General features: G+C 54.2%; 24 protein-coding genes. 4 read left to right on the plus strand and 20 right to left on the minus strand.

Going from position 1 to position 19685, the window contains the following annotated elements; genetic code table 11:
- Positions 1-28: 28 nt before the first annotated feature.
- From Q4A85_RS01295 to Q4A85_RS01305, 3 genes are all read right to left on the minus strand, one after another.
- A complete protein-coding gene (locus Q4A85_RS01295; RefSeq protein ID WP_303107236.1) occupies positions 29-214 on the minus strand; it encodes a hypothetical protein in 186 nt (61 codons plus the stop codon).
- Between the two features lie 42 nt (positions 215-256).
- Positions 257-400, minus strand: a complete 144-nt coding sequence (locus Q4A85_RS01300; protein WP_303107238.1) for a hypothetical protein — start codon at positions 398-400, stop codon at positions 257-259.
- 235 nt (positions 401-635) lie between these two features.
- Positions 636-1961, minus strand: a complete 1326-nt coding sequence (locus Q4A85_RS01305) for a DUF2130 domain-containing protein (RefSeq protein WP_303107240.1) — start codon at positions 1959-1961, stop codon at positions 636-638.
- Positions 1962-2508: 547 nt separating this feature from the next.
- On the opposite strand from Q4A85_RS01305, the gene Q4A85_RS01310 reads away from it, so the two are divergent.
- Positions 2509-2655 (plus strand): hypothetical protein, encoded by a 147-nt coding sequence (locus Q4A85_RS01310; protein WP_303107242.1) that lies wholly within the window; start codon positions 2509-2511, stop codon positions 2653-2655.
- Between the two features lie 101 nt (positions 2656-2756).
- Positions 2757-2936: a hypothetical protein gene (locus Q4A85_RS01315; protein WP_303107244.1), complete on the plus strand. Its 180-nt coding sequence runs from the start codon at positions 2757-2759 to the stop codon at positions 2934-2936.
- A 71-nt stretch (positions 2937-3007) separates the two neighbouring features.
- Here the strand turns inward: Q4A85_RS01315 and putA are convergent, their stop codons facing one another.
- The 11 genes from putA to Q4A85_RS01370 all read right to left on the minus strand — a co-directional run bounded on the left by putA (position 3008) and on the right by Q4A85_RS01370 (position 14469).
- Positions 3008-6613, minus strand: coding sequence for a bifunctional proline dehydrogenase/L-glutamate gamma-semialdehyde dehydrogenase PutA (putA, locus tag Q4A85_RS01320; protein ID WP_303107246.1), 3606 nt, complete (start codon positions 6611-6613; stop codon positions 3008-3010).
- A 44-nt stretch (positions 6614-6657) separates the two neighbouring features.
- Positions 6658-6807 carry a hypothetical protein gene (locus Q4A85_RS01325; RefSeq protein WP_303107248.1) on the minus strand — a complete coding sequence of 50 codons (150 nt, stop codon included), beginning with the start codon at positions 6805-6807 and terminating at the stop codon, positions 6658-6660.
- Between the two features lie 150 nt (positions 6808-6957).
- Positions 6958-7674: a triacylglycerol lipase gene (locus Q4A85_RS01330; protein ID WP_303107250.1), complete on the minus strand. Its 717-nt coding sequence runs from the start codon at positions 7672-7674 to the stop codon at positions 6958-6960.
- A 176-nt stretch (positions 7675-7850) separates the two neighbouring features.
- Positions 7851-9368, minus strand: coding sequence for a sodium/proline symporter PutP (gene putP / locus Q4A85_RS01335; protein ID WP_303107252.1), 1518 nt, complete (start codon positions 9366-9368; stop codon positions 7851-7853).
- Between the two features lie 233 nt (positions 9369-9601).
- Positions 9602-9979 carry a SirB2 family protein gene (locus tag Q4A85_RS01340; RefSeq protein WP_303107253.1) on the minus strand — a complete coding sequence of 126 codons (378 nt, stop codon included), beginning with the start codon at positions 9977-9979 and terminating at the stop codon, positions 9602-9604.
- A gap of 53 nt (positions 9980-10032) precedes the next feature.
- Positions 10033-10695 carry a DUF3108 domain-containing protein gene (locus Q4A85_RS01345; protein WP_303107254.1) on the minus strand — a complete coding sequence of 221 codons (663 nt, stop codon included), beginning with the start codon at positions 10693-10695 and terminating at the stop codon, positions 10033-10035.
- Between the two features lie 9 nt (positions 10696-10704).
- Entirely contained in the window at positions 10705-11334 is a 630-nt protein-coding gene (gene purN, locus Q4A85_RS01350) for a phosphoribosylglycinamide formyltransferase (RefSeq protein WP_303107255.1), read from the minus strand.
- On the minus strand, positions 11331-11513 hold the full coding sequence (locus Q4A85_RS01355; protein WP_303107257.1) for a hypothetical protein: 183 nt from the start codon (positions 11511-11513) through the stop codon (positions 11331-11333). The genes purN and Q4A85_RS01355 overlap by 4 nt, the downstream gene beginning before the upstream one ends.
- 92 nt (positions 11514-11605) lie before the next feature.
- Complete coding sequence (gene argS, locus Q4A85_RS01360) at positions 11606-13318, minus strand: arginine--tRNA ligase (protein WP_303107259.1); 1713 nt, start codon at positions 13316-13318, stop codon at positions 11606-11608.
- Positions 13319-13333: 15 nt separating this feature from the next.
- The gene (locus Q4A85_RS01365) at positions 13334-13888 is read right to left on the minus strand and encodes a pseudouridine synthase (protein WP_303107261.1); all 555 of its coding nucleotides are present in this window, start codon (positions 13886-13888) and stop codon (positions 13334-13336) included.
- A gap of 98 nt (positions 13889-13986) precedes the next feature.
- Positions 13987-14469, minus strand: coding sequence for an Lrp/AsnC family transcriptional regulator (locus Q4A85_RS01370; protein ID WP_303107263.1), 483 nt, complete (start codon positions 14467-14469; stop codon positions 13987-13989).
- A 248-nt stretch (positions 14470-14717) separates the two neighbouring features.
- Here Q4A85_RS01370 and Q4A85_RS01375 point away from each other — a divergent pair, with 248 nt between their 5' ends.
- Positions 14718-15914, plus strand: a complete 1197-nt coding sequence (locus Q4A85_RS01375) for a PilT/PilU family type 4a pilus ATPase (RefSeq protein WP_303107264.1) — start codon at positions 14718-14720, stop codon at positions 15912-15914.
- A 30-nt stretch (positions 15915-15944) separates the two neighbouring features.
- Here the strand turns inward: Q4A85_RS01375 and Q4A85_RS01380 are convergent, their stop codons facing one another.
- From Q4A85_RS01380 to Q4A85_RS01395, 4 genes are all read right to left on the minus strand, one after another.
- A complete protein-coding gene (locus tag Q4A85_RS01380; protein ID WP_303107265.1) occupies positions 15945-16205 on the minus strand; it encodes a hypothetical protein in 261 nt (86 codons plus the stop codon).
- A gap of 79 nt (positions 16206-16284) precedes the next feature.
- On the minus strand, positions 16285-16575 hold the full coding sequence (locus Q4A85_RS01385; protein WP_303107267.1) for a hypothetical protein: 291 nt from the start codon (positions 16573-16575) through the stop codon (positions 16285-16287).
- A 3-nt stretch (positions 16576-16578) separates the two neighbouring features.
- Complete coding sequence (locus Q4A85_RS01390; RefSeq protein ID WP_303107269.1) at positions 16579-16833, minus strand: cation:proton antiporter; 255 nt, start codon at positions 16831-16833, stop codon at positions 16579-16581.
- A 58-nt stretch (positions 16834-16891) separates the two neighbouring features.
- Entirely contained in the window at positions 16892-17659 is a 768-nt protein-coding gene (locus tag Q4A85_RS01395; protein WP_303107270.1) for a B3/4 domain-containing protein, read from the minus strand.
- A 58-nt stretch (positions 17660-17717) separates the two neighbouring features.
- On the opposite strand from Q4A85_RS01395, the gene Q4A85_RS01400 reads away from it, so the two are divergent.
- Positions 17718-17996, plus strand: coding sequence for a hypothetical protein (locus tag Q4A85_RS01400; protein WP_303107271.1), 279 nt, complete (start codon positions 17718-17720; stop codon positions 17994-17996).
- A 164-nt stretch (positions 17997-18160) separates the two neighbouring features.
- Here Q4A85_RS01400 and lysA read toward each other — a convergent pair whose 3' ends face one another.
- Both lysA and Q4A85_RS01410 read right to left on the minus strand, forming a co-directional pair.
- A complete protein-coding gene (gene lysA / locus Q4A85_RS01405) occupies positions 18161-19372 on the minus strand; it encodes a diaminopimelate decarboxylase (protein ID WP_303107273.1) in 1212 nt (403 codons plus the stop codon).
- Positions 19365-19592 (minus strand): lipoprotein, encoded by a 228-nt coding sequence (locus Q4A85_RS01410; protein ID WP_303107275.1) that lies wholly within the window; start codon positions 19590-19592, stop codon positions 19365-19367. The genes lysA and Q4A85_RS01410 overlap by 8 nt, the downstream gene beginning before the upstream one ends.
- Positions 19593-19685: the final 93 nt, after the last annotated feature.

A 19685-nucleotide genomic window follows, 5' to 3' on the forward strand; every position in this document is an offset into this window, starting at 1 on the left:
TATTTGGGTGGCGGGTTTGGGTCTTGTTTTAAAAGTAATATAAATAATAGTTTTCTCCACCTCCACCATTGCCATTGCTGACGGAGCGGACATAAAAGCCGTCAATGTCCTGCCAAGCAACAAAGGTTTTACGCAAAGAAAACAAGGTGTGGTAGTGGATGCCGTCTTTGCCGATTTCTATCCAGTTGGGCGTTAGGATACAGCGAAACCACAAAAATAAAGACCAAGCTGAAACGATACAAAAGACAGCAAAAGTCTAGCTCAGCGGAAAGAGCGGCGTATACCAACCAAAATGCTTAATCGCCCATGCCATGCCTAGTATGCCGAAATAAGCCGATGGCAAGGCAACGATTAAATACACGATTGTGCGCCAAAAACTGATTCTGAGTGTGGTGCTCATGGTTTTCTCTGGGGTTTAGGTAGCCTGAAAAGGGGTTTGCGGACTGTTTTCAGGCTGCTTTTTTGGCATAGGCAGCCTAAAAAGGTATTTTCTGTTTTGCTTTTGGCGACGAGCCGTCGCCGCTCCATTGGGTGCGTTGCGGCAATTTGCTGCGTTAGGCAGCCTGAAAACGAGTCGCAGCGAAGCTAAAACGGCATTTCAAAAAGCGGTTTCAGGCTGCCTTTGTTTGTTCTGCTTACTCTTGCTCCCCATCCTGCTCATCATTTTTCAGCGCGGCAAACTTGGCTTTCATGGTGGGATTTTTGCGGGTGAGCTTTTTCACGGTTAAATCTTCGGCTTTGTCGTTGGCTAGGCGTAGATTTTTTTCTGCGCCCAGCAGGTTGTCTTTAATTTTTTCTAAATCTCTAATGGTTTTGTCAATGTGGTCAATGGCCGCCTGAAATTTCTCGCTGGCGATGCGGTAGTTGCGCCCGAATTTTTCGCGAAAGTCGTCTAGCTCGTTTTCAAAATTGGTGATGTCTATGTGTTGCTCGCGCATGGCGGCGGCTTCTTGCTTGTATTTTAAGGCGTTTAGCCCTGCGTTGCGCAGCAGGGAGATGATGGGGATGAAAAATTGCGGGCGGACAACGTACATTTTGGCGTAGGCGTGGGAGACATCGACAATACCGCTGTTGTAAAGCTCGCTGTCGCTTTCTAGCAGGGAGACGAGTACGGCGTATTCGCAGTTTTTTTCGCGGCGGTCTTTGTCTAGCTCTTTGAAAAAATGTTCGTTTTTCTTTTTGCTGGCGGTGGTGTCGTTTTCGTTTTTCATTTCAAACATAATGGAGATGATTTCGTTACCTGCGCCATCGTGCTCGCGGTAGATGTAGTCGCCTTTGCTGCCTGTGGCGGCATCGTTGTCTTTGCCAAATTGGGCTTGGGGAAAGGCGGCGGCGCGGATGCGGTTGAACTCGGTTTCGCAATGGGTTTCTAGGCTTTCGCCGACCATTTTGGTGGATTGTTTGGCTTTGAAGTCTTTGTAGAAGGCGATTTCTTCGGTTTTTTGTTTGAGTTGGATTTCGTAGCGTTCGCGCAGGGCGTTTTGGGCGAGTTGGTTTTGGCTGTCGTGCAGTTGAAGCTGGGCGGCGAGTTCGGAGAGTTGGCGTTCTTTTTCGGTTAGGGCTTCGCGGATGGCGAGTTCGCGTTCTAGCGTCATGCGTTGGGCGATGGCTTGGTTTTGCGTTTGCAGTTCGGTGATTTGGCGGGTTTTTTCGGCTAATTCGGTTTTCAGGCTGCCTGATATGTTGGCGATGGCGAGTTGGCTGTCTTTTTCGTGGTTGGCGATTTGGTGGGCAAGTTCGGCGATTTGGGCTTCTTTTTGCGCTAGGGCTTGGTTGTATTGTTGTTTATCTTGGGCTTGCTGGGCGGCGAGTTCGCTTTTGGCTTGCGCTTGGGCTTGGGCTAGGCGTTCATGCACTTCGGCTTGAAATTCTTGGGTGCGGACTTGGTTGAGAATGTCGGCGTAGCTGGCTTCGTTGATGGTGAAGGCGGTGTGGCAGTGGGGGCATTTGATTTCGTGCATTTTGGGGTTGGGGGAAGTGGTTGGGGATGGGGGGATTTTAGCAGATGGGGCGGGGGGGTTGGCTGGCTTGGGTGGGTAAGCTATCTTTTGCCAGAGCAGGCGTTTCGCTACCTACCACGAGCAGGGGCAAGCCCCAGCACCCCGTGTAGTATCAAGCGTTGTTTGTAGGGTTTCAGGCTGCCTTTTATCGTTACATATTAAGGCAGCCTGAAAATAGTGAATACAGGTTTTTAGCTTTAATCATGCGCTTCATGCCAGCGAGGCACTTAATTTTCTTTGCTTCGCCAAAGTGTGAACCTGCATTCATCATCCACACGACAGCTTTTGCGGCCTAAAAACATGGCTACGGCGTTGCAAATGCTCGCAAGGTGTCCACCTTGCTGCGCTTTGCGCCTTGTATCCATGCTTTTATGACGCAAAATCTATTCGCGCGGATAATGAATACAGGTTCAAAGCAAAAGAAAGGTGACCCCGACGTGCAGGTTCGCTGCGCGAACTTCCCTCACTGCGCATCCTTTTTCCGGCGCGTGCGAACTAGCCGCACTTCGTGCGTCGTCGAACAAGCGCACGCTTTTTTCCGAAAAAAGGATGCTCCGTTCGGCTGGACGTAGGGGAAAATGCAGTAGCATTAAACAGTTGTGAAGCGTTAGGCAGCCTGAAAAGCAATTTATCCAGTAGAAAATCGTTGGGCTGAATGCTGAACGGTTTTGTTTTCAGGCTGCCTTTGGATGGGGCAGCCTGAAATGTGATGTAGGGCTTGGGGCGTGGGGGTGGATGTTGGGCAGCCTGAAATGGTTGCCCCGCGTTCCTACGGCTTGCTTGCAAGCCGTGCGCTGGCGTGGGGAGTTGGCTGAAATGGCTTTATTTATTTTCAGGCTGCCTTTGGCGTTGGCTAGTGGTGCAACGGCGTGCGCAGCAAAGCTGCACACCCTAAGGATGCTGGGGCAGCCTGAAACGAAGTTTGGCGGGGTGTAAATAGATTTTCAGGCTGCCTTTGCTGGTCAACAAAGGCAGCCTGAAATTTGCTTTTACGCTAAATCCCCGCGCTATTTATCCCCCATCGCCATCAGGCTGGCGTTGCCGCCTGCGGCGGTGGTGTTCACGCTGCATGAGACTTCGTGATAAAGCTGCAAGGTGTTGAGCGTTTCGCGGGCATCGATTAGGCGAACGATTGCGCCTTGCCGTGCGGCTAGGGTTTGTTTGAGCGCGCTGGGCAGGGCTTCTAGGGCGACCACGGCATCTATATCGGCGGATTGCTCGGGTGTGCCGTCCACGCGCAGGTAGGCGATGAATTGGCTGGCGTAGGTGGCAAGCGGATGCTCGGGGCTGACAATCACCACGCTGCCCATCGCGCTGATTTCGGCGAGCGCGGCAAGGGCTTGGGCGAGCGTGCCGCCGTAGAGCCACACGGCGGCGGGGGCTTGCCATGTGATGCGGTTGGTTTCGCCTGTGCAGCTGGGCAAATCTAGGCTGCTGTCGGCAAGGCTGAACACGCGGGCGGTGCCGAGTGTTTCGGCGATTTGGCGTTTTTCAGGCTGCGTGAGCGGGATGTGCGGCAGCAGCTCTTGGATGGTGTAGAGCGCGGTTTCGTGGGCGAAGCCTTGCTCGGTGGTGGGGGCAATCCAGTTTTTCAGGCTGCTTAGGCGTTGCAAATAGAATGCGCCGCCTGCTTTGGGGCCTGTGCCCGATAAGCCGTGCCCGCCAAATGGCTGCACGCCGACCACCGCGCCGACAATATTGCGGTTCACATACACATTGCCTGCTTCCACGCGGCTGCAGATTTGGTTGATACGGCTGTCTATGCGGCTGTGGATGCCGTGGGTGAGCGCGTAGCCTGTGCGGTTGATGTGTTCAACCAGTTGGTCTAGCTCTTCGCTGCGATAGCGGACAACGTGTAGCACAGGGCCAAACACTTCGCGTTTGAGTTCGCTCAAATCGTTGAGTTCAAACAAAATGGGGGCGACAAATGTGCCGCGCTCGGTGGTTTCAGGCTGCATTTTGACTTCGTGATACGACTTCGCCACGCTTTTCATTTTTTCAATGTGGGCAAGCAGGTTGGCTTGGGCTTCGCCATCGATAACGGGCCCGATGTCGGTTTCCAGCAGCACGGGATTGCCTACGTTTAATTCGTCCATCGCGCCTTTAATCATGGCAAGGGTTTTGTCGGCGATGCTGTCTTGCAAACACAAAATGCGCAGCGCGGAGCAGCGTTGTCCTGCGCTGTCAAAGGCGGAATTGATGACATCGGCGACCACTTGCTCGGGCAGGGCGGTACTGTCCACAATCATGGCGTTTTGCCCGCCTGTTTCGGCAATCAGTACGGGGTAGTCTTCGCGCTGGGCAAGGGTGCGGTTGATGAGTTGGGCAACTTCGGTTGAGCCTGTGAAGATGACCCCTGCGATGCGCGGGTCTTGGGTGAGCGTTGCGCCCACATCGCCCGCGCCCAGCACAAGCTGCAAGGCGGTGGCGGGGATGCCTGCTTGGTGCATCAGTTGCACGGCGTAGTGGGCGATTAGGCTGGTTTGCTCGGCGGGCTTGGCGACCACGGTGTTGCCTGCTGCCAGCGCGGCGATGGTTTCGCCGGTGAAGATGGCGAGCGGGAAGTTCCACGGGCTGATGGTAATCATCACGCCTTTGCCGCTGGCGTGGTTGGCTAGGGTGTGCTCGGCTTCGTGGGCGTAATAGCGGCAGAAGTCCACGGCTTCGCGCACTTCGGCGATGGCGTTGGCTAGGGTTTTGCCTGCTTCGCGCACGGCGAGCATCATCAGGGCGGGGGTGTGTTGTTCCAGCAGGTCGGCAAAGCGTTTCAGGCTGCCTGCGCGCTCGGCGGCGGGGGTGGCCGCCCATTGGGTTTGCGCGGCTAGGGCGGCATCAATGGCGGCGGTGGCGGTGGGCGCGTTGGCAAAGGTTACGCTACCAACTATATCGCTGTGGTCGGCGGGGTTGCGCACGGCTTGCGCTTCGCCATCGGCTACGGGCTGGCCGTTAATCAGCGATGTGGCGGTGTAGCTTTGCGCGCAGGGGGCTTTCAGGCTGCCTTCTAGGCTTTGCAGTTCTATTTCGTTGGCAAAGTCTATGCCGCGCGAGTTTTGGCGGGCTGCACCGTAAAGGTTGGCGGGCAGCGGCAGATGGCTGTTGGCTTGGATGCCGTCTTGTTCAATGGTTTCAAATGGGCTGCGGATGAGTTCGTCTAGGTTGATGTGTTCATCAACAATTTGGCTGACAAACGATGTGTTCGCGCCGTTTTCCAGCAGGCGGCGCACCAAATAGGCGAGCAGGGTTTCGTGTGTGCCCACGGGGGCATACATACGGCAGCGTCTGCCTAGGTTTTGTTCGCCGACCACTTGGTCGTACAGCGTTTCGCCCATGCCGTATAGGCATTGGTGTTCAAAGTCTTTGCCTTGCCCCATTTGGTAGATGGCGGCAAGGGTGTAGGCGTTGTGGGTGGCAAATTGGGGGAAGATGGCATCTTGCGCGTCCAGCAGCTTGCGGGCGCAGGCGAGATAGGAGATGTCGGTATGGACTTTGCGGGTGTAAACGGGGTAGCCGTTGAGCCCTTCTACTTGCGCCCATTTGATTTCGCTGTCCCAATACGCGCCTTTAACCAGGCGCACCATCAGGCGTTGTTTGTGTTGGCGGGCTAGGTCTATCAGGTAGTCAATCACAAAGGGGCAGCGTTTTTGGTAGGCTTGCACCACCAAGCCGATGCCGTTGTAGCCTGCTAAATCGGGGTCGGCAACCAGCGCGGCAACTAGGTCTAGCGAGAGTTCTAGGCGGTTGGCTTCTTCGGCATCAATGTTGAGCCCGATGTTGTATTGTTTGGCGAGTACGAATAATTGTTTAAGCTTGGGCAGCAGTTCGCTCATCACGCGGCTGTGTTGGGCGCGAACATAACGGGGGTGGATGGCGGAGAGTTTGACGGAGATACCGTTGCCGTCATACACGCCTGCGCCTTGGGCATCTTTGCCGATGGCATGGATGGCGTTCACATAGTCTTGAAAATAACGCTCGGCATCGGCGGCGGTCATGGCGGCTTCGCCCAGCATATCAAAGGAATAGCGGTAGCCCATTTTTTCGCGCTCTTTGCCGTTGGCAAGGGCTTCTTCTATGGTTTGCCCGCTGACAAATTGTTTGCCCATCAGGCGCATGCCGTAGTCTATGCTTTTGCGAATCAGCGGTGCGCCGCCTTTGGCTAATACGCTTTTCAGGCTGCCTGCTAGGGTGTCGCTGCTGTGGGATGTGAGCTTGCCTGTGAGCAGCAAGCCCCATGCGGATGCGTTGACAAACAGCGATGGGCTGTTGCCCAGATGGGATTGCCAGTTGCCGCCTGATAGTTTGTCTTGGATGAGTTCGTTGCGGGTGGCGGCATCGGGGACGCGCAGCAGGGCTTCGGCAAGGCACATTAGGGCGATGCCTTCTGCGCTGGATAGGGAAAATTCGTGCATCAGGGCATCCACGCCGTTGGCTTTGGTGCGATTGGCGCGCACTTGCACCACGAGTTTGCGGGCAAGCTCGCTGGCGGCGGCGCGTTCGGCTTCGGTCATTTGGGCGCGTTGCAGCATATCGGTTACGGCTTCGGTTTCATCGCGGCGATAGGCTTGGGTGATGGCTTGGCGCAGGGGGGATTGGGTGGGGTGGGCGAATTGGAACATGGTTTAAGTGTCCTTTCTGTGTGTGGGTTGAAGGGCTGGGAGTTTCAGGCTGCCTGTGGGCAGCTTGGGGGAAGGGAATAGGGCGGGGCTGTGGGGGCAGCCTGAAAATGGGTTTGGGTTTTGTGGAAAATTGGTTTAATCGTTTTAACTTGGTTGAAGCCTTTGGCTTTCAGGCTGAAATCTTTGCAAAACACCTAACAGCAGCCTGAAATTGAAAATGGAGCGGCGACGGCTCGTCGCCAAATGATTGTGTTGGTTAGCAAGATGTCGGCGAGCCGCCGACGCTCCATCGGTTACGGGTTTGGCAAAGGTTTCAGGCTGCCTATTGCGCGGATTATCGTTTTTCAGGCTGCCGTTCCCTTAAACCGCCCGTGTTGCAAAAAATAAGCGACTTGCAGGGCGACTTCGCTGTCAAACAATAAGCCCGAATGGCTGCACGGCACGATAAGCTGCTGGCTGTTGGGCAACGCGGTTTCGGCAAGGGCGACTGTGCCATCGTTGGGTTCGGCAAACTGGGTTACCAGCAGCCCCAAGCCTGATGAAACGGTGCCTGCAATGCTGCCGCATTCTATCGGCAGGGGCTGGTTGGGCAGGCTGCCATCCAGCGCGTTTTGCCACGAATCGCCCAGCACGCGCGGCATGATTTGCCTGACGCGCTGGGCGGTTTGGCTGCCTTGATGCGGCGAGCCAAGCGTTACAGCGAGGGCTTGCAACAGCTCGGGGTGGATGGCGGCAAGGTGGCGTAGCAGCAAGCCGCCAAGGCTGTGGGCAACGAAATGGGTGGGCAGGATGTGGTTGCGCTGGATGTGGCGGGCGAGCGCGATGGCGTGGCTTTTCAGGCTGCCTTGGGTGGTGGGGTAGCTGAAATAGTGCGGCGTGAAACCGTGCGCGGCAAGGCGTTTGCCCAGCGGTTTCATCACAAGGGCGGTCATGTGCAAGCCGTGTAGCAGTAGGACGTTTTGGGTCATGGGGGTAAGGCAGCCTGAAAATAGGGTAGGGTGGTTGGATGTTTTGGACGATAAGCCGTTGTGGTTTGGTTTGCGGTTTGGTTGTCTTGCCAACCGCATACGCAACAAAGTGGCACCTACGATGGGTTTCAGGCTGCATCAGGTGGTTAAGGCAGCCTGAAAATGCTTTATCCCCCATTTGCAATCACCCGCAACCCCATCCATCCCCACCCCCCAACAATTAAGGCAGCCTGAAAACCGCATCCACACGTTTTCAGGCTGCCTATCTATCACTTGGCTTTGTTAAACGCATCGCACGCTTGGTCAAACCGCGCCAACACGTTTTCTTCGGGCGTTTTGTCGTTCAGCGAAACCGCCCAAGCGGCGAGCAAGGCAACGATAAAGCCAGGGACGATTTCATACAGGGTGGGCAAGTTGGCTTTTGCCAGCAGCGGATTAACCACTTCCGCCCACAGCACCACCACCACCGCGCCTGTAATCATGCTCACGAGCGCGCCTTTTTCGGTTAAGCGTCGCCATGTGAGCGACAAAATCACCAGCGGGCCAAACGCCGCGCCAAAGCCCGCCCAAGCGTAGGCAACCAAGCCCAGCACACGGTTTTCGGGGTTGGCGGCGATGATGATGGAAATGCCCGCCACCGCCAGCACCATGCCGCGCCCAATCCACACCAATTCCGATTGCGTGGCGTTGGGGCGGAAAAAGCCTTTGTAGAAATCTTCGGTAATCGCGCTGGAACACAGCAAAAGCTGCGCCGACAGCGTGGACATCACCGCCGCCAAAATTGCCGACAAAACCACACCCGCAATCCAAGGGTTAAACAGCAGCGTGGTCAGCGCAATAAACACGCGCTCGGGGTTGCCCTGCATACTGCCCACTTGCTCGGGATGCGCGCCAAAATAAGCGATGCCAAAATAGCCCACCATCACCGCGCCCAGCAGGCAAGCAATCATCCACGTCATGCCGATGCGGCGAGCGTTGGTCAGCGATTTCACGGTTTCCGCCGCCATAAAGCGCGCCAAAATGTGCGGCTGCCCAAAGTAGCCCAAGCCCCAAGAAGCGGTGGAGACGATGCCCACAAAGGTTGTGCCTGTGAGCAAGCTGTTGTATTGCTTATCGTTGGCAACAGTGGCAGCCTGAATGGCGGCGGACACTTGGTCAGCCCCGCCCACGGCTAAATACACCATCACGGGGGTTAAAATCAGCGCAAAAATCATCAACGTGGCTTGCACCGTGTCCGTCCAGCTTACGGCAAGGAAGCCGCCGATAAAGGTGTAGGCAATGGTTGCGCCCGCGCCCAGCCACATCGCTTGCATATAAGTCATATTGGGAAACAGGCTTTGGAACAAGCGTGCGCCCGCCACCACGCCCGAAGCGCAATAAATGGTAAAGAAAAACAATATGATAAACGCCGAGCTTAATTTAATCGCCACGCTTTTGCTGCCGAAGCGATGGTAAAAATAATCGGGCAGCGTGAGCGCGTTGTTGTTGTGCTCGGTGTGCACACGCAGCCGCCCTGCCACCCAAAGCCAGTTGAAATACGCGCCGATGGTCAAACCAATCGCAATCCACGCTTGGGAAAAGCCCGAAAGATAAATTGCCCCTGGTAAGCCCATCAGCAGCCAGCCCGACATATCGCTCGCGCCTGCCGACATGGCGGTTACAAACGCGCCCAAGCTGCGCCCGCCGAGAATATAGTCATCAAAATTTTTGGTGGAAAAATAGGCGACCAAGCCAATACCAAGAACGGCAACCAGATACAAGCCAAATGTGATGTACATGGGATTCATAAGTGTGCCCTCTATTTATATGTGTTTGAAAAAATAGGAAGAAAGCCGCAATAAGTGGTGCTGTTGTAAGCGACTGGGAAAATATTAACAAAAAATTTACAAAGCAACAAGTTTTGTTAAGAGAAAAGATGGCAGCCTGAAAATAGAATCGGGCAGGCTTCACGCCACGCGGTTGCGATGGGAAATTGCGTGCGTTGAAGCCTGCACTATGGCGTTTTCAGGCTGCCGCTGCCCTACAACGGCTTCCAATGCGCCAAATAAATAATGGTCAAAACAATCAGCATCCCCACGCCATACAGCCCAAACCATTTGCTGCTGCGGGGTGTGGCGCGCAGGCAAAATGCGCCGACAAAAATATATGCCAGCACCAGCAGCAGTTTCACGCCCAGCCATTTGTTTGCGCCAAAGGGCTGCCACGGCACAATCTGCATCATCAGCATGCCTGTGAACAGCAGCATGGAATCGTTAATGTGCGGCAGCACGCGCAGGATGATGGGCAGCGGCTTTTCGGGCTGCATGGTGCGTAGCCAAAAGCGTAGGTTAAACAGGATGATGGTTATCGTAACGAAAAACAGATGGGCGTATTTGATGGGGAGATAAAGGCTTTGCATGGTGTGTTCCTTGGGGTGTGGTGTTGAATAGTGAATTTGCCGTTTCAGGCTGCCTATTGCGCTGGTGTGGGCTGCTGCCCATCCATTTGCACGGCTTTAAGCGTTAGGCTGTATTTTTTGCCGCCCACGTTGTAGCGAATCAGCGCGGGCACGTTGCCCAAATCGCTGGCAAGGGCGAGAAAGATTTGGTCGCTGTCGTGGCGCAGGGTAAAGGCTTGGGTGCGCGTTTTCAGGCTGCCTATGGCCATGGTTTTGCCGTTGGCGGGGGTTAAGCGGTTGATGGGGTAGAGCTTTTTGCCGTTGGTAATCATCAGCGGCGTGGGCAGTTTGCCGTGGTTAAACGCCAGTTGCCATGTGAGCGAAAACAAATCCATCACCGCGCCTTGGGCGGTTTCGGTATGTTTGCCGTCTTTTTTGCCCAGTCGCACGCGGCTGCCTGAAAACTGGGCGGATGCGTATTCTTTGCCGTTGCGGATGTCGCGGTAGTAGCTGGGTTTGAGCTGTTCGCCGTCAATTGTGCCGCCGCTTTCAAAGCGCATTTTGTAAAGTGGCACGTTGATTTGGGCAATGATGCGGTATTGCTCGCCATCGCGGTCAAACGACAGCGTGGCGGGGATGCCCAAGCTCGCCCGATATTGGGCGCGGGCGGATTGCGGGATTTCGGCGTAAACCGCGTGGGTGACGAGTAAGCAAAATAAAGCGGCGAGACGTTTCATGCGTGTTCCTTATGCCAACAGTTGCGCGGTGGCATCGGCGCGGGGCGCGGCGCGTTCCACCCGCTTGCCTACGATTTTCAGGCTGCCTGAAACAAAATCCGCCACCGCTTGCGGCAAGAGTTGATGTTCCACTTGCAACACCCGCGCGGCGATGCTGTCTTCGGTGTCGCCGTCCAAAATCGGCACCACGCCTTGCGCGATAATCGCGCCGTTGTCCAACATTTCGGTTACAAAATGGATGGTGCAGCCTGAAACGCGGCAGCCTTCGTCCAAGGCGCGTTGATGCGTGTGCAGCCCTGTGAACGAAGGCAACAGCGATGGGTGGATGTTGATGCAGCGGTTGGCGTAATGGGCGCAAAATTCGGGGGTTAAAATCCGCATAAAGCCCGCCAGCACCACCAAATCGGGGGCGTATTGGTCAATCAGTTTCATCATGGCGCGGTCAAAATCGGCGCGGCTGGCGAAATCTTTGTGATTGAGCGCGGCGGTGGCGATGCCACGTTCTGCCGCCCAAGCCAAGCCAGCGGCTTCGGTATTGTTGGACAACACGGCGGCGATGCGGGCGTTGGCAATGCCCGCGTTCACAATCGCCTGCATATTGCTGCCACGCCCTGAAATCAGGATAACGATGTTTTTCATGGTGGGTTTTCCAAAAAGGGGTTGGGTGGGAATGCGTTGAAACGCGCTGTATGCGTTTTGATTTTGTTGATTTGGTTTTCAGGCTGCCTATGGGGTTTTGCAAAGGTTTCAGGCTGCCTAATGCCTTGCTGTTCAGATGATGGGATAAACGCAGAGTAGGCTTTAACCCGCGCATCCATATCAATCTGCGCAGGTTAAAGCCTATTTTACACAGCCGCCTTATTAGGCAGCCTGAAAACCAAAAGTTTCAGCCAAGCCAAAACCATGCTGCTTACATCACATCCAATACTTCAATGCCCAGCAGCCCCAGCCCTGTTTTCAGCGTTTCGCCTGTTAATTTTGCCAACTGCAAGCGGGTGTCGCGTGTTGCGCCTTCGGCTTTCAAAATCGGGCAGGCTTCGTAGAAACGGCTAAATAAGGCAGCGAGCTGATACAAATAATTTGCCAAGTAATGCGGGAAAGAAGTCTCCGCCACGCTGTTTAACACATCTTCAAATTTCAGCAATTCAACAGCAAGCTGTTGTTCCAGCGGCTCTTTGATTTGCAACGCAGCGGTTTCGTTCCAAGCCCCCGCGCGGCGCAACACGCTTTGCACCCGCGTATAAGCATATTGCAAATAAGGCGCGGTATTGCCTTCAAACGAAAGCATATTCTCCCAATCAAAGATGTAATCGCTGTTGCGGTTTTTGCTCAAATCGGCGTATTTCACCGCGCCAATGCCCACGGCGCGACCAATTTTGGCAGCGGTGTCAGCGGGCAATTCGGGGTTTTTCTCTTTCACCAAAGCAGTGGCGCGTTCGGTGGCTTCGTCCAGCAATTCCACCAGTTTCACCGTGTCGCCCGAGCGGGTTTTGAACGGCTTGCCGTCTTTGCCCATCATCGTGCCAAAGCCGATAAAGTCGCCTTCCACGTTTTCAGGCAGCCAACCTGCTTTGCGCGTGGCGGCAAACAGTTGCTGAAAGTGCAGCGATTGGCGCGTGTCCACCACATAAATAATGCGGTCGGCGTGCAGATTGCGCACACGGTGGCGCACGCAAGCCAAGTCGGTGGTGGCGTATAGGAAGCCGCCGTCTTGTTTTTGAATGATAAAGGGCTGCGGGTCGCCGTCTTGGTTTTTCAATTCGTCCAAGAACATCACTTTGGTGCCGTTTTCGTCTACCGCCAAGCCGCGTTGCAGCAGCTCGTCCACCACGTTTTGCAAATCATCGTTGTAAGACGATTCGCCCGCCACATCGCCGCGCTCCAACAGCAAGCCCAATTTTTCGTACACGGTTTCGGCGTGTTGCAGCGAAATATCCACAAATTTGCGCCACCAAGCCAACACAGTCTCATCGCCGCTTTGCAGTTTCACCACATATTCGCGCGCGGTGTTGGCGAAATTTTCGTCTTCATCAAAACGCACTTTGGCGTTGCGGTAAAACTGCTCCAAATCCGCCAAGCGGAAATTGGCATCGTTTTGCTGCTGCTCGGCAAGGTAGGCAACCAGCATGCCAAATTGCGTGCCCCAGTCGCCTACATGGTTTTGGCGTATCACTTTGTGCCCCAAAAAGCCGAGCACGCGCGCCAAGCTGTCGCCAATGATGCTGGAACGCAAATGCCCCACGTGCATTTCTTTGGCAAGGTTGGGCGATGAATAATCAATCACCACAATTTTGCTTTTTTCGGCGGGGGTAACGCCCAAGCGGCTGTCGGCGGCGTTGAGCTGCGCGGCGAGAAATTCGGGGTTCAGGCGCAGGTTGATGAAGCCCGGCCCCGCCACTTCGGCGGCGGTAAACAAGGGATTGCTGGTGAGCAAATCGGCCACTTTTTGCGCCAATTCGCGCGGGTTTTGTTTGAGCGATTTTGCCGCGCCCATCACGCCGTTGATTTGGAAATCGCCAAATTTAGCATCTTTGGCGGGTTGCAGGGCGATGGGGCAGCCTGAAAGATTAGCTGCGTCAAAGGCTTTTTGTACTTCTGCGGAGACGGTTTGGTGTAGTTTCATAATGTTTTCCGTTGTTTAAGGTAGGGTGGATAGGGTTTGCCAGCTTCGCAGTGGCAAGTCTAAATCAAATAAATTGATGCGCCCGATGCCTGTTCGCACCAGCCGCAAGCAGGGATAGTGTGCTTTGGCGGTCATCCGCCTGACTTGCCTGTTTTTGCCTTCGGCGATGCGGATTTCTAGCCAAAAATCGGGCACGGTTTTGCGATAGCGCACGGGCGGGTCGCGCTGCCAGATGCGAGCGACTTCGGCGGGCGTGAGCAGACGGGTTTGCGCGGGCTGGGCAATGAAATCGCCCAAATTCATGGGCTGTTCTAATTGCGCGATTTGCTCGGAGTTGGGCGTGCCTTCTAGTTGCGCCCAGTAGGTTTTGACGAGCTTAAAGCGCGGGTGGGCGATGCGGGCTTGTTGTTGCCCGTTGTCGGTGAGCAGCAGCAAGCCTTCGCTGTCGGTGTCTAGCCGCCCTGCGGGGTAAACGTTGGGCAGGTTGACCAATTCTTTTAAGCTCGGGTGTTTTTCGTGTGGCGAAAATTGACAGATATAGCCATAGGGTTTGTTGAGTGCGATTAACATGATTTCAGGCTGCCAAACAATGCAGGTTTACAATTATACACAGTTTGTAAATCTTTCAGGCAGCCTGAAAACAGGTTTACACAGCGACTGCCCGATTATTACGGCGCAAGATGCAACAACGGCAGCGCGGTGGTGCTTTTTATCTCTTTTAAAACAAAGCTAGATTTGGCATCCAACACGCAATTATGCGAAAGCAGCACATCCAACACAAAATGCGAAAAGGCGTTCATATCGGTAAAAAAGGCGTGCAGCAGATAATCCGATTCGCCCGTGAGCGCAAAGCAGCTTAACACTTCCGACCACGTTTGCACCGCGCTTTCAAATTCAACACGCGCCTGCGCGGATTTATCGGTGGTTACGCGAATCATCACTTGCAGCCCCAAGCCGAGCGACACAGGCGAGAGCAGCGCGGCATAGCGGCGGATGATGCCGTTGTCTTCCAGCTGTTTCAAACGGCGCAAACAAGGCGATGGCGACAGCGCAACGCGCTCCGATAGTTCTACATTGCTCAACCGCCCATTTTCTTGCAATACTTGCAGGATTTTTAAGTCAATTTTGTCTAACATAACCGCTTGTTGCATTGTGTGATTTCCTTGGTAAATAAAGTCAAAAAACTTGTGAAGTCGTGTTTTGCTTTATTTTTGTTATTCAAACATTATCTTAAAACAACAAAACTTAACATACAATAGTTTGCAAAAAGTTATTTTATTAGAATTTTAAAGCGCAAAATTTTGTTACACGCAAAGATAACAGCGCGGCACTTTGGCACGACAAATGCTTTCAAAATCGCTAAAATTCACATTTTTTAACTCAATCCTAACGAGGAATCATGACAACCACCATCGCCCCCGTAAACGAAGAAATGAAAAAATTTATCCACAACCTATTGACCCACATGGTTAAAAACAAAGGTTCGGATTTATTTATCACCGCAGGCTATCCGCCCGCCATGAAGCTGGACGGCAAAGTAACCAAATTAAGCGACAAGCCGCTATCTGCCGAGCACACCGCGCAAATCGCCCGCTCCATTATGGATGAAAAACAAGCGATTGAATTTGCCGAAACCAACGAATGCAACTTTGCCATTAGCTTGGCGGGCGTGTCGCGCTTTCGGATTAACGCCATGATTCAACGTGGCGCAGCCACGCTGGTTTGCCGTGTGATTACCAGCGACATCCCCAAATTTGACGATTTGAAACTGCCGCCCGTGTTAAAAGACGTGGTGATGGAAAAACGCGGCTTGGTGATTTTTGTGGGCGGCACAGGCTCGGGCAAATCCACTTCGCTGGCGGCGATGATTGATTACCGCAACGAAAACAGCAACGGACACATCATCACCATTGAAGACCCGATTGAATATGTGCACCCGCATAAAAACTGCATTATTTCGCAGCGCGAAGTGGGCGTGGACACGCAAAACTGGTTTGCCGCGCTGAAAAACACGCTACGCCAAGCCCCCGATGTGATTTTGATTGGCGAAATCCGCGACCGCGAAACGATGGACTACGCGCTGGCGTTTGCCGAAACAGGGCATTTGTGCATGGCAACGCTGCACGCCAATAACTCCAACCAAGCCCTTGACCGCATTATCAATTTTTTCCCCGAAGAACGCCGCACCCAGCTTTTGACGGATTTGTCGCTTAACCTGAAAGGCTTTATTTCGCAACGCTTAATTCCGCGCAAAACAGGCAAAGGGCGCAGCGCGGCGGTGGAGATTTTGCTTAATTCGCCCTTGATTTCGGAACTGATTTTGCACGGCGAAGTGCATGGCATCAAAGACATCATGGCGAAATCGCGCGATATTGGCATGCAAACGTTTGACCAAGCCTTGTTTGATTTATATGAAGCCGACATGATTTCCTACGAAGATGCGCTGCGCAATGCCGATTCTGAAAACGACCTGCGCTTGCAAATCAAGCTCAACAGCAAGAAAAACGGCACGGCAGGCGAAGATGGCTCGCTGGATGGTTTGTCGTTGATGGATTATGAAAAAAAGCCTGATGAAGGCGAAGAAGCGGCGAAATAATAGGCAGCCTGAAAGCGGATGAATGCGCTTTCAGGCTGCTTTTTGGTTGGATGGTAAGCCAAAATAACAATGGCATAAGTAGCGTGTTAGCGGATGATTGGGCAGCCTGAAATGCGATGCGTGGCTTGGGGCGCGGGCGGGAATATGGGCGGCTTGCAATGCTTGCCCCGCGTTTCCTACGGCTTGCTTGCAAGCCGTGCGCTGGCGTAGTGGTTGACTTGATGGGTAGTTGGATTTTTTGGTTAGGCTGAACTGTGTTTCAGGCTGCCTTTGTTGTACTGATAAAGCCAAGGCAGCCTGAAACCATATTTTCCGTTTTCAGGCTGCCTTTTTATCCCCGCACATATAGGCAGCCTGAAAACCCATCAGCCTACACCCGCTCGTCCCAATCCTTCTCCCCATTCAACATCGCCTGCACCACTTCTTTCACCCGCGCGTCTTGCCGTCTGGCTTCGTCCATCATCGCCTTGTTGGAGAAATTTCCTGCCTGCTCGGGGTCGTACAGCAACGCCATCACAATCGCCGTAGAAGTCAGCACAAAGCCCGCCGCGCCCACAAACGACACCTGCCACGCAAAGCCAAACGCCATGCCCACCACGGTGAGCAACGCTGCCGCAATCACCACCTGCAAACTGCCCAGCCCAAAAATCTGCCGCCGCAAATGCTACAAATGCGACGGCTTCATCTCCAAGCCAATCACAAACAGAAAAATCACCACCCCCAGCTCGGCAACGTGCAAAATCGTCTGCCCATCGGCAAACAGCCCCAGTCCAAATTTGCCAATCGCCAGCCCCGCCGCCAAATAGCCCAGCACCGAGCCTAGCCCCAGCCGTTTAAACAGCGGCACCGCCACCACCGCCGCGCCCAACAGCGCGACCACATAGGAATGTCCATTCCGTGTTGTGTTGCAGACAGACATTGATACTCCTTGTTGTTGCAATCAAGATTAAGGCAGCCTGAAAGCGGGATTTGCCGTTTCAGGCTGCCTTTAATAAGCTGAAATTATAGTTGATTTTTGCCCGCGCATTGGCAGCGATTGTTTCAGGCAGCCTGAAACCACCCGCTAACCCCGCCACCTGCACCACCCGCATCTCAAACGTCGCCAGCGGCATACACGCCTTCAAATTCGTCTCAATGCACGATAGCGCGTCCAGCCGCATCGCCACGCTCGTGTGCGCGTTGCCCTGAATCACAAACAACACATCGCGCGTTTGCTCGTCCAATTTATATTGCTCCGAATCCCGCACGTCCAGCCACGCCATAATCCCCTGCGTGTCGCGGTAAACAAAATCCGTTGCCGCCACGTGCTTCGGCGTGGACGCAATCGGCAAAAAAGTATCCTCCTTGCCGCACACCGCAAACGTCAGCGGAAACACCATCTTGAGAAAATCATGCGCCCCAATCGCCAGCAGCGACTGCAACGCTGCCAAATTGTAGCTATCCACAATGCTGTTCACGCGCGGAATATTGCCGCGCCGCTGGATATTTTTCAGCAACGCCAACACCGTAGGCGGATTTTTCTTCGCACTTCTGCCCACCTTGCCCAGCATCTCCATATAGCCCGCCACCACAGGATTGCCCGCCATCTCGTCCACATCAGCTTGCAACGCCCATTGTTCCCTTTCGCGCCATTGCCGCTCAAAGGCATCGCCCAACGGCGCAGCAGGGTCAAGATTGCGCGCAATGCCCAGCACCACATCAGTAATACCCAGCGCAGCCATGCTGCTATCCACGATGATTTCCATGTTTCGGTCTCCTTGTAAGAACCTGTATTCACTATTTGCATAGGCATAAAAGATACCTATGCAAATAGTGAATACAGGTTCTAAAAATAAAAAAAAAACGCGTTTCAGGCTGCCCATTGCCCTATTTTTGCCAGAGCAGGCGTTTCGCCGCCTACCACGAGCAGGGGAGAGCCCCCTGCACCCCCGAGCCACGTTTACCATTTATGGCAATCATCAAGGCAGCCTGAAACGCCATTCCCATTCTACTCCCTTTTCCCGCAGGCAAACGGAACGCAAGCCAAATGCATCATCTATACGCAACCTATCCCAAGCCATGCCCAATCAACGATGCGGCTAATAATGCAGCCTGAAACCGCGTGCGCAGCAAAATCTGCACACCCTACGACTGGTTTTCAGGCTGCATCGTGAGCGACATGGTTACTTGCGCCCCAACGGCAATCCCCAGTCTTTCCCCAAAATTTTAGGCAGCCTGAAATCTCATTTTCAGGCTGCCTAACACGTTTACAAATATTCCCGTTCCGCCGCCAGCAAATCGTCCATCGTTTCACGGCGGCGCACCAAGCGGCTGTTGTCTTGCTCGTCAATCATCACTTCCGCTGCGCGGCAACGCGCGTTGTAATTGCTTGCCATGCTGGAAGCGTATGCGCCCGCGCTGCGAATCGCCAAAATATCGCCTTGCGCCGCGCCAATTTGCCGCTCTTTGCCGATAAAGTCGGCTGTTTCGCAAATCGGGCCGACAATATCGGCGGTGATTTTGGGCGCATCGGGGCGCGACACGTTTTCCACCACGTGATACGCCTGATACAGCGCGGGGCGCATCAAATCGTTCATCGCTGCGTCCACCACCACAAAATTTTTCTCTTCGCCGCGTTTCACATATTCCACGCGCGTCAGCAGCACGCCTGCGTTGCCGACCAAGCTGCGCCCAGGTTCTAACACCAGCGATAAGCCGCGCGCTTTGAGCAGCGGTTCAACGGCTTGCGCGTAGGCGTGCAAATCGGGCGTGTGTTCGTCTTTGTACACAATGCCTACGCCGCCGCCCAAATCCAAATGTTGCAGCGCGATGCCTTGCGCGGCTAGGCGGTCAATCAGCGCAATCAGGCGTTGGCAGGCGGCAATCAGCGGCGATAGGTCGGTGAGCTGCGAGCCGATGTGGCAATCCACGCCGATGATTTGGATATGCGGCAGGCTGGCGGCGCGTTGATAGGCTTGCTCGGCATCGCGCATGGCTATGCCGAATTTGTTGGCTTTGAGCCCTGTGGAGATGTAGGGGTGGGTTTTCGCGTCCACATCGGGGTTGATGCGGAAGGAAATCGGCGCGATTTTGCCCAGCCGCGCGGCTACGCTGTTGAGCCGTTCTAGCTCGGGCAGGCTTTCCACGTTGAAGCATTTGATGCCTGCGTTCAGCGCGTATTCCATTTCGGCTTCGGTTTTGCCTACGCCTGAAAAGATGATTTTGCCCGCTTCGCCACCTGCGGCTAACACGCGGGCAATTTCGCCTGCGGACACGGTGTCAAAACCGCTGCCAAGCTGGGCGAAATGGCGGATTACGCTTAAATTACCGTTGGCTTTGACCGCATAGCACACCAGCGGTTGGCAGCCTGAAAAGGCTTGGGTGTAGGCGGCGAAAGCGGCGGTGAGCGCGGCTTGGTCGTAAACGTAGAGCGGGGTGCCGTATTGGGCGGCGAGTTGGGGATAGGAGATTTTAGTCATGGGTTGAAGCCTCGTTTTCGTTGATTGGGGTACGGATAAAATCGTTGGGGTTGGCGGCGGGCGCGGTGGGTTCGGATGCGTCGCGGCGGAAGTCTATGCCTGTTTGGATGATGCCGAATTTGTTTTTGTCGTTTTCTTTGGGCAGATAAAGCTCGCCTTTGAAGCCGCAGGCGGTTAGGGTTAGGGTGAATAGGATTAAGGTTAGGGGGAGTTTGGGCATGGGGGTGTCCTTTGGGAAAAATATTGTTAAGCAGCCTGAATAAAAAATTAATAAAACAAGCTATCGCGACAATCTTGGTCCATCCATGCCCCT

The organism is Kingella sp. (in: b-proteobacteria) (assembly GCF_030527935.1).
GTDB lineage: Bacteria > Pseudomonadota > Gammaproteobacteria > Burkholderiales > Neisseriaceae > Kingella_B.

Bases quoted from the DNA above. Each gene is read 5' to 3' on its own strand.
- Q4A85_RS01300 (WP_303107238.1), bottom strand. From the start codon at position 400: ATGAGCACCACACTCAGAATCAGTTTTTGGCGCACAATCGTGTATTTA.
- Q4A85_RS01305 (WP_303107240.1), bottom strand. From the start codon at position 1,961: ATGCACGAAATCAAATGCCCCCACTGCCACACCGCCTTCACCATCAAC.
- putA (WP_303107246.1), bottom strand. From the start codon at position 6,613: ATGTTCCAATTCGCCCACCCCACCCAATCCCCCCTGCGCCAAGCCATC.
- putP (WP_303107252.1), bottom strand. From the start codon at position 9,368: ATGAATCCCATGTACATCACATTTGGCTTGTATCTGGTTGCCGTTCTT.
- Q4A85_RS01340 (WP_303107253.1), bottom strand. From the start codon at position 9,979: ATGCAAAGCCTTTATCTCCCCATCAAATACGCCCATCTGTTTTTCGTT.
- Q4A85_RS01345 (WP_303107254.1), bottom strand. From the start codon at position 10,695: ATGAAACGTCTCGCCGCTTTATTTTGCTTACTCGTCACCCACGCGGTT.
- purN (WP_303107255.1), bottom strand. From the start codon at position 11,334: ATGAAAAACATCGTTATCCTGATTTCAGGGCGTGGCAGCAATATGCAG.
- Q4A85_RS01355 (WP_303107257.1), bottom strand. From the start codon at position 11,513: ATGGATGCGCGGGTTAAAGCCTACTCTGCGTTTATCCCATCATCTGAA.
- argS (WP_303107259.1), bottom strand. From the start codon at position 13,318: ATGAAACTACACCAAACCGTCTCCGCAGAAGTACAAAAAGCCTTTGAC.
- Q4A85_RS01365 (WP_303107261.1), bottom strand. From the start codon at position 13,888: ATGTTAATCGCACTCAACAAACCCTATGGCTATATCTGTCAATTTTCG.
- Q4A85_RS01370 (WP_303107263.1), bottom strand. From the start codon at position 14,469: ATGCAACAAGCGGTTATGTTAGACAAAATTGACTTAAAAATCCTGCAA.
- Q4A85_RS01375 (WP_303107264.1), top strand. From the start codon at position 14,718: ATGACAACCACCATCGCCCCCGTAAACGAAGAAATGAAAAAATTTATC.
- Q4A85_RS01390 (WP_303107269.1), bottom strand. From the start codon at position 16,833: ATGTCTGTCTGCAACACAACACGGAATGGACATTCCTATGTGGTCGCG.
- Q4A85_RS01395 (WP_303107270.1), bottom strand. From the start codon at position 17,659: ATGGAAATCATCGTGGATAGCAGCATGGCTGCGCTGGGTATTACTGAT.
- Q4A85_RS01400 (WP_303107271.1), top strand. From the start codon at position 17,718: ATGCAAATAGTGAATACAGGTTCTAAAAATAAAAAAAAAACGCGTTTC.
- lysA (WP_303107273.1), bottom strand. From the start codon at position 19,372: ATGACTAAAATCTCCTATCCCCAACTCGCCGCCCAATACGGCACCCCG.
- Q4A85_RS01410 (WP_303107275.1), bottom strand. From the start codon at position 19,592: ATGCCCAAACTCCCCCTAACCTTAATCCTATTCACCCTAACCCTAACC.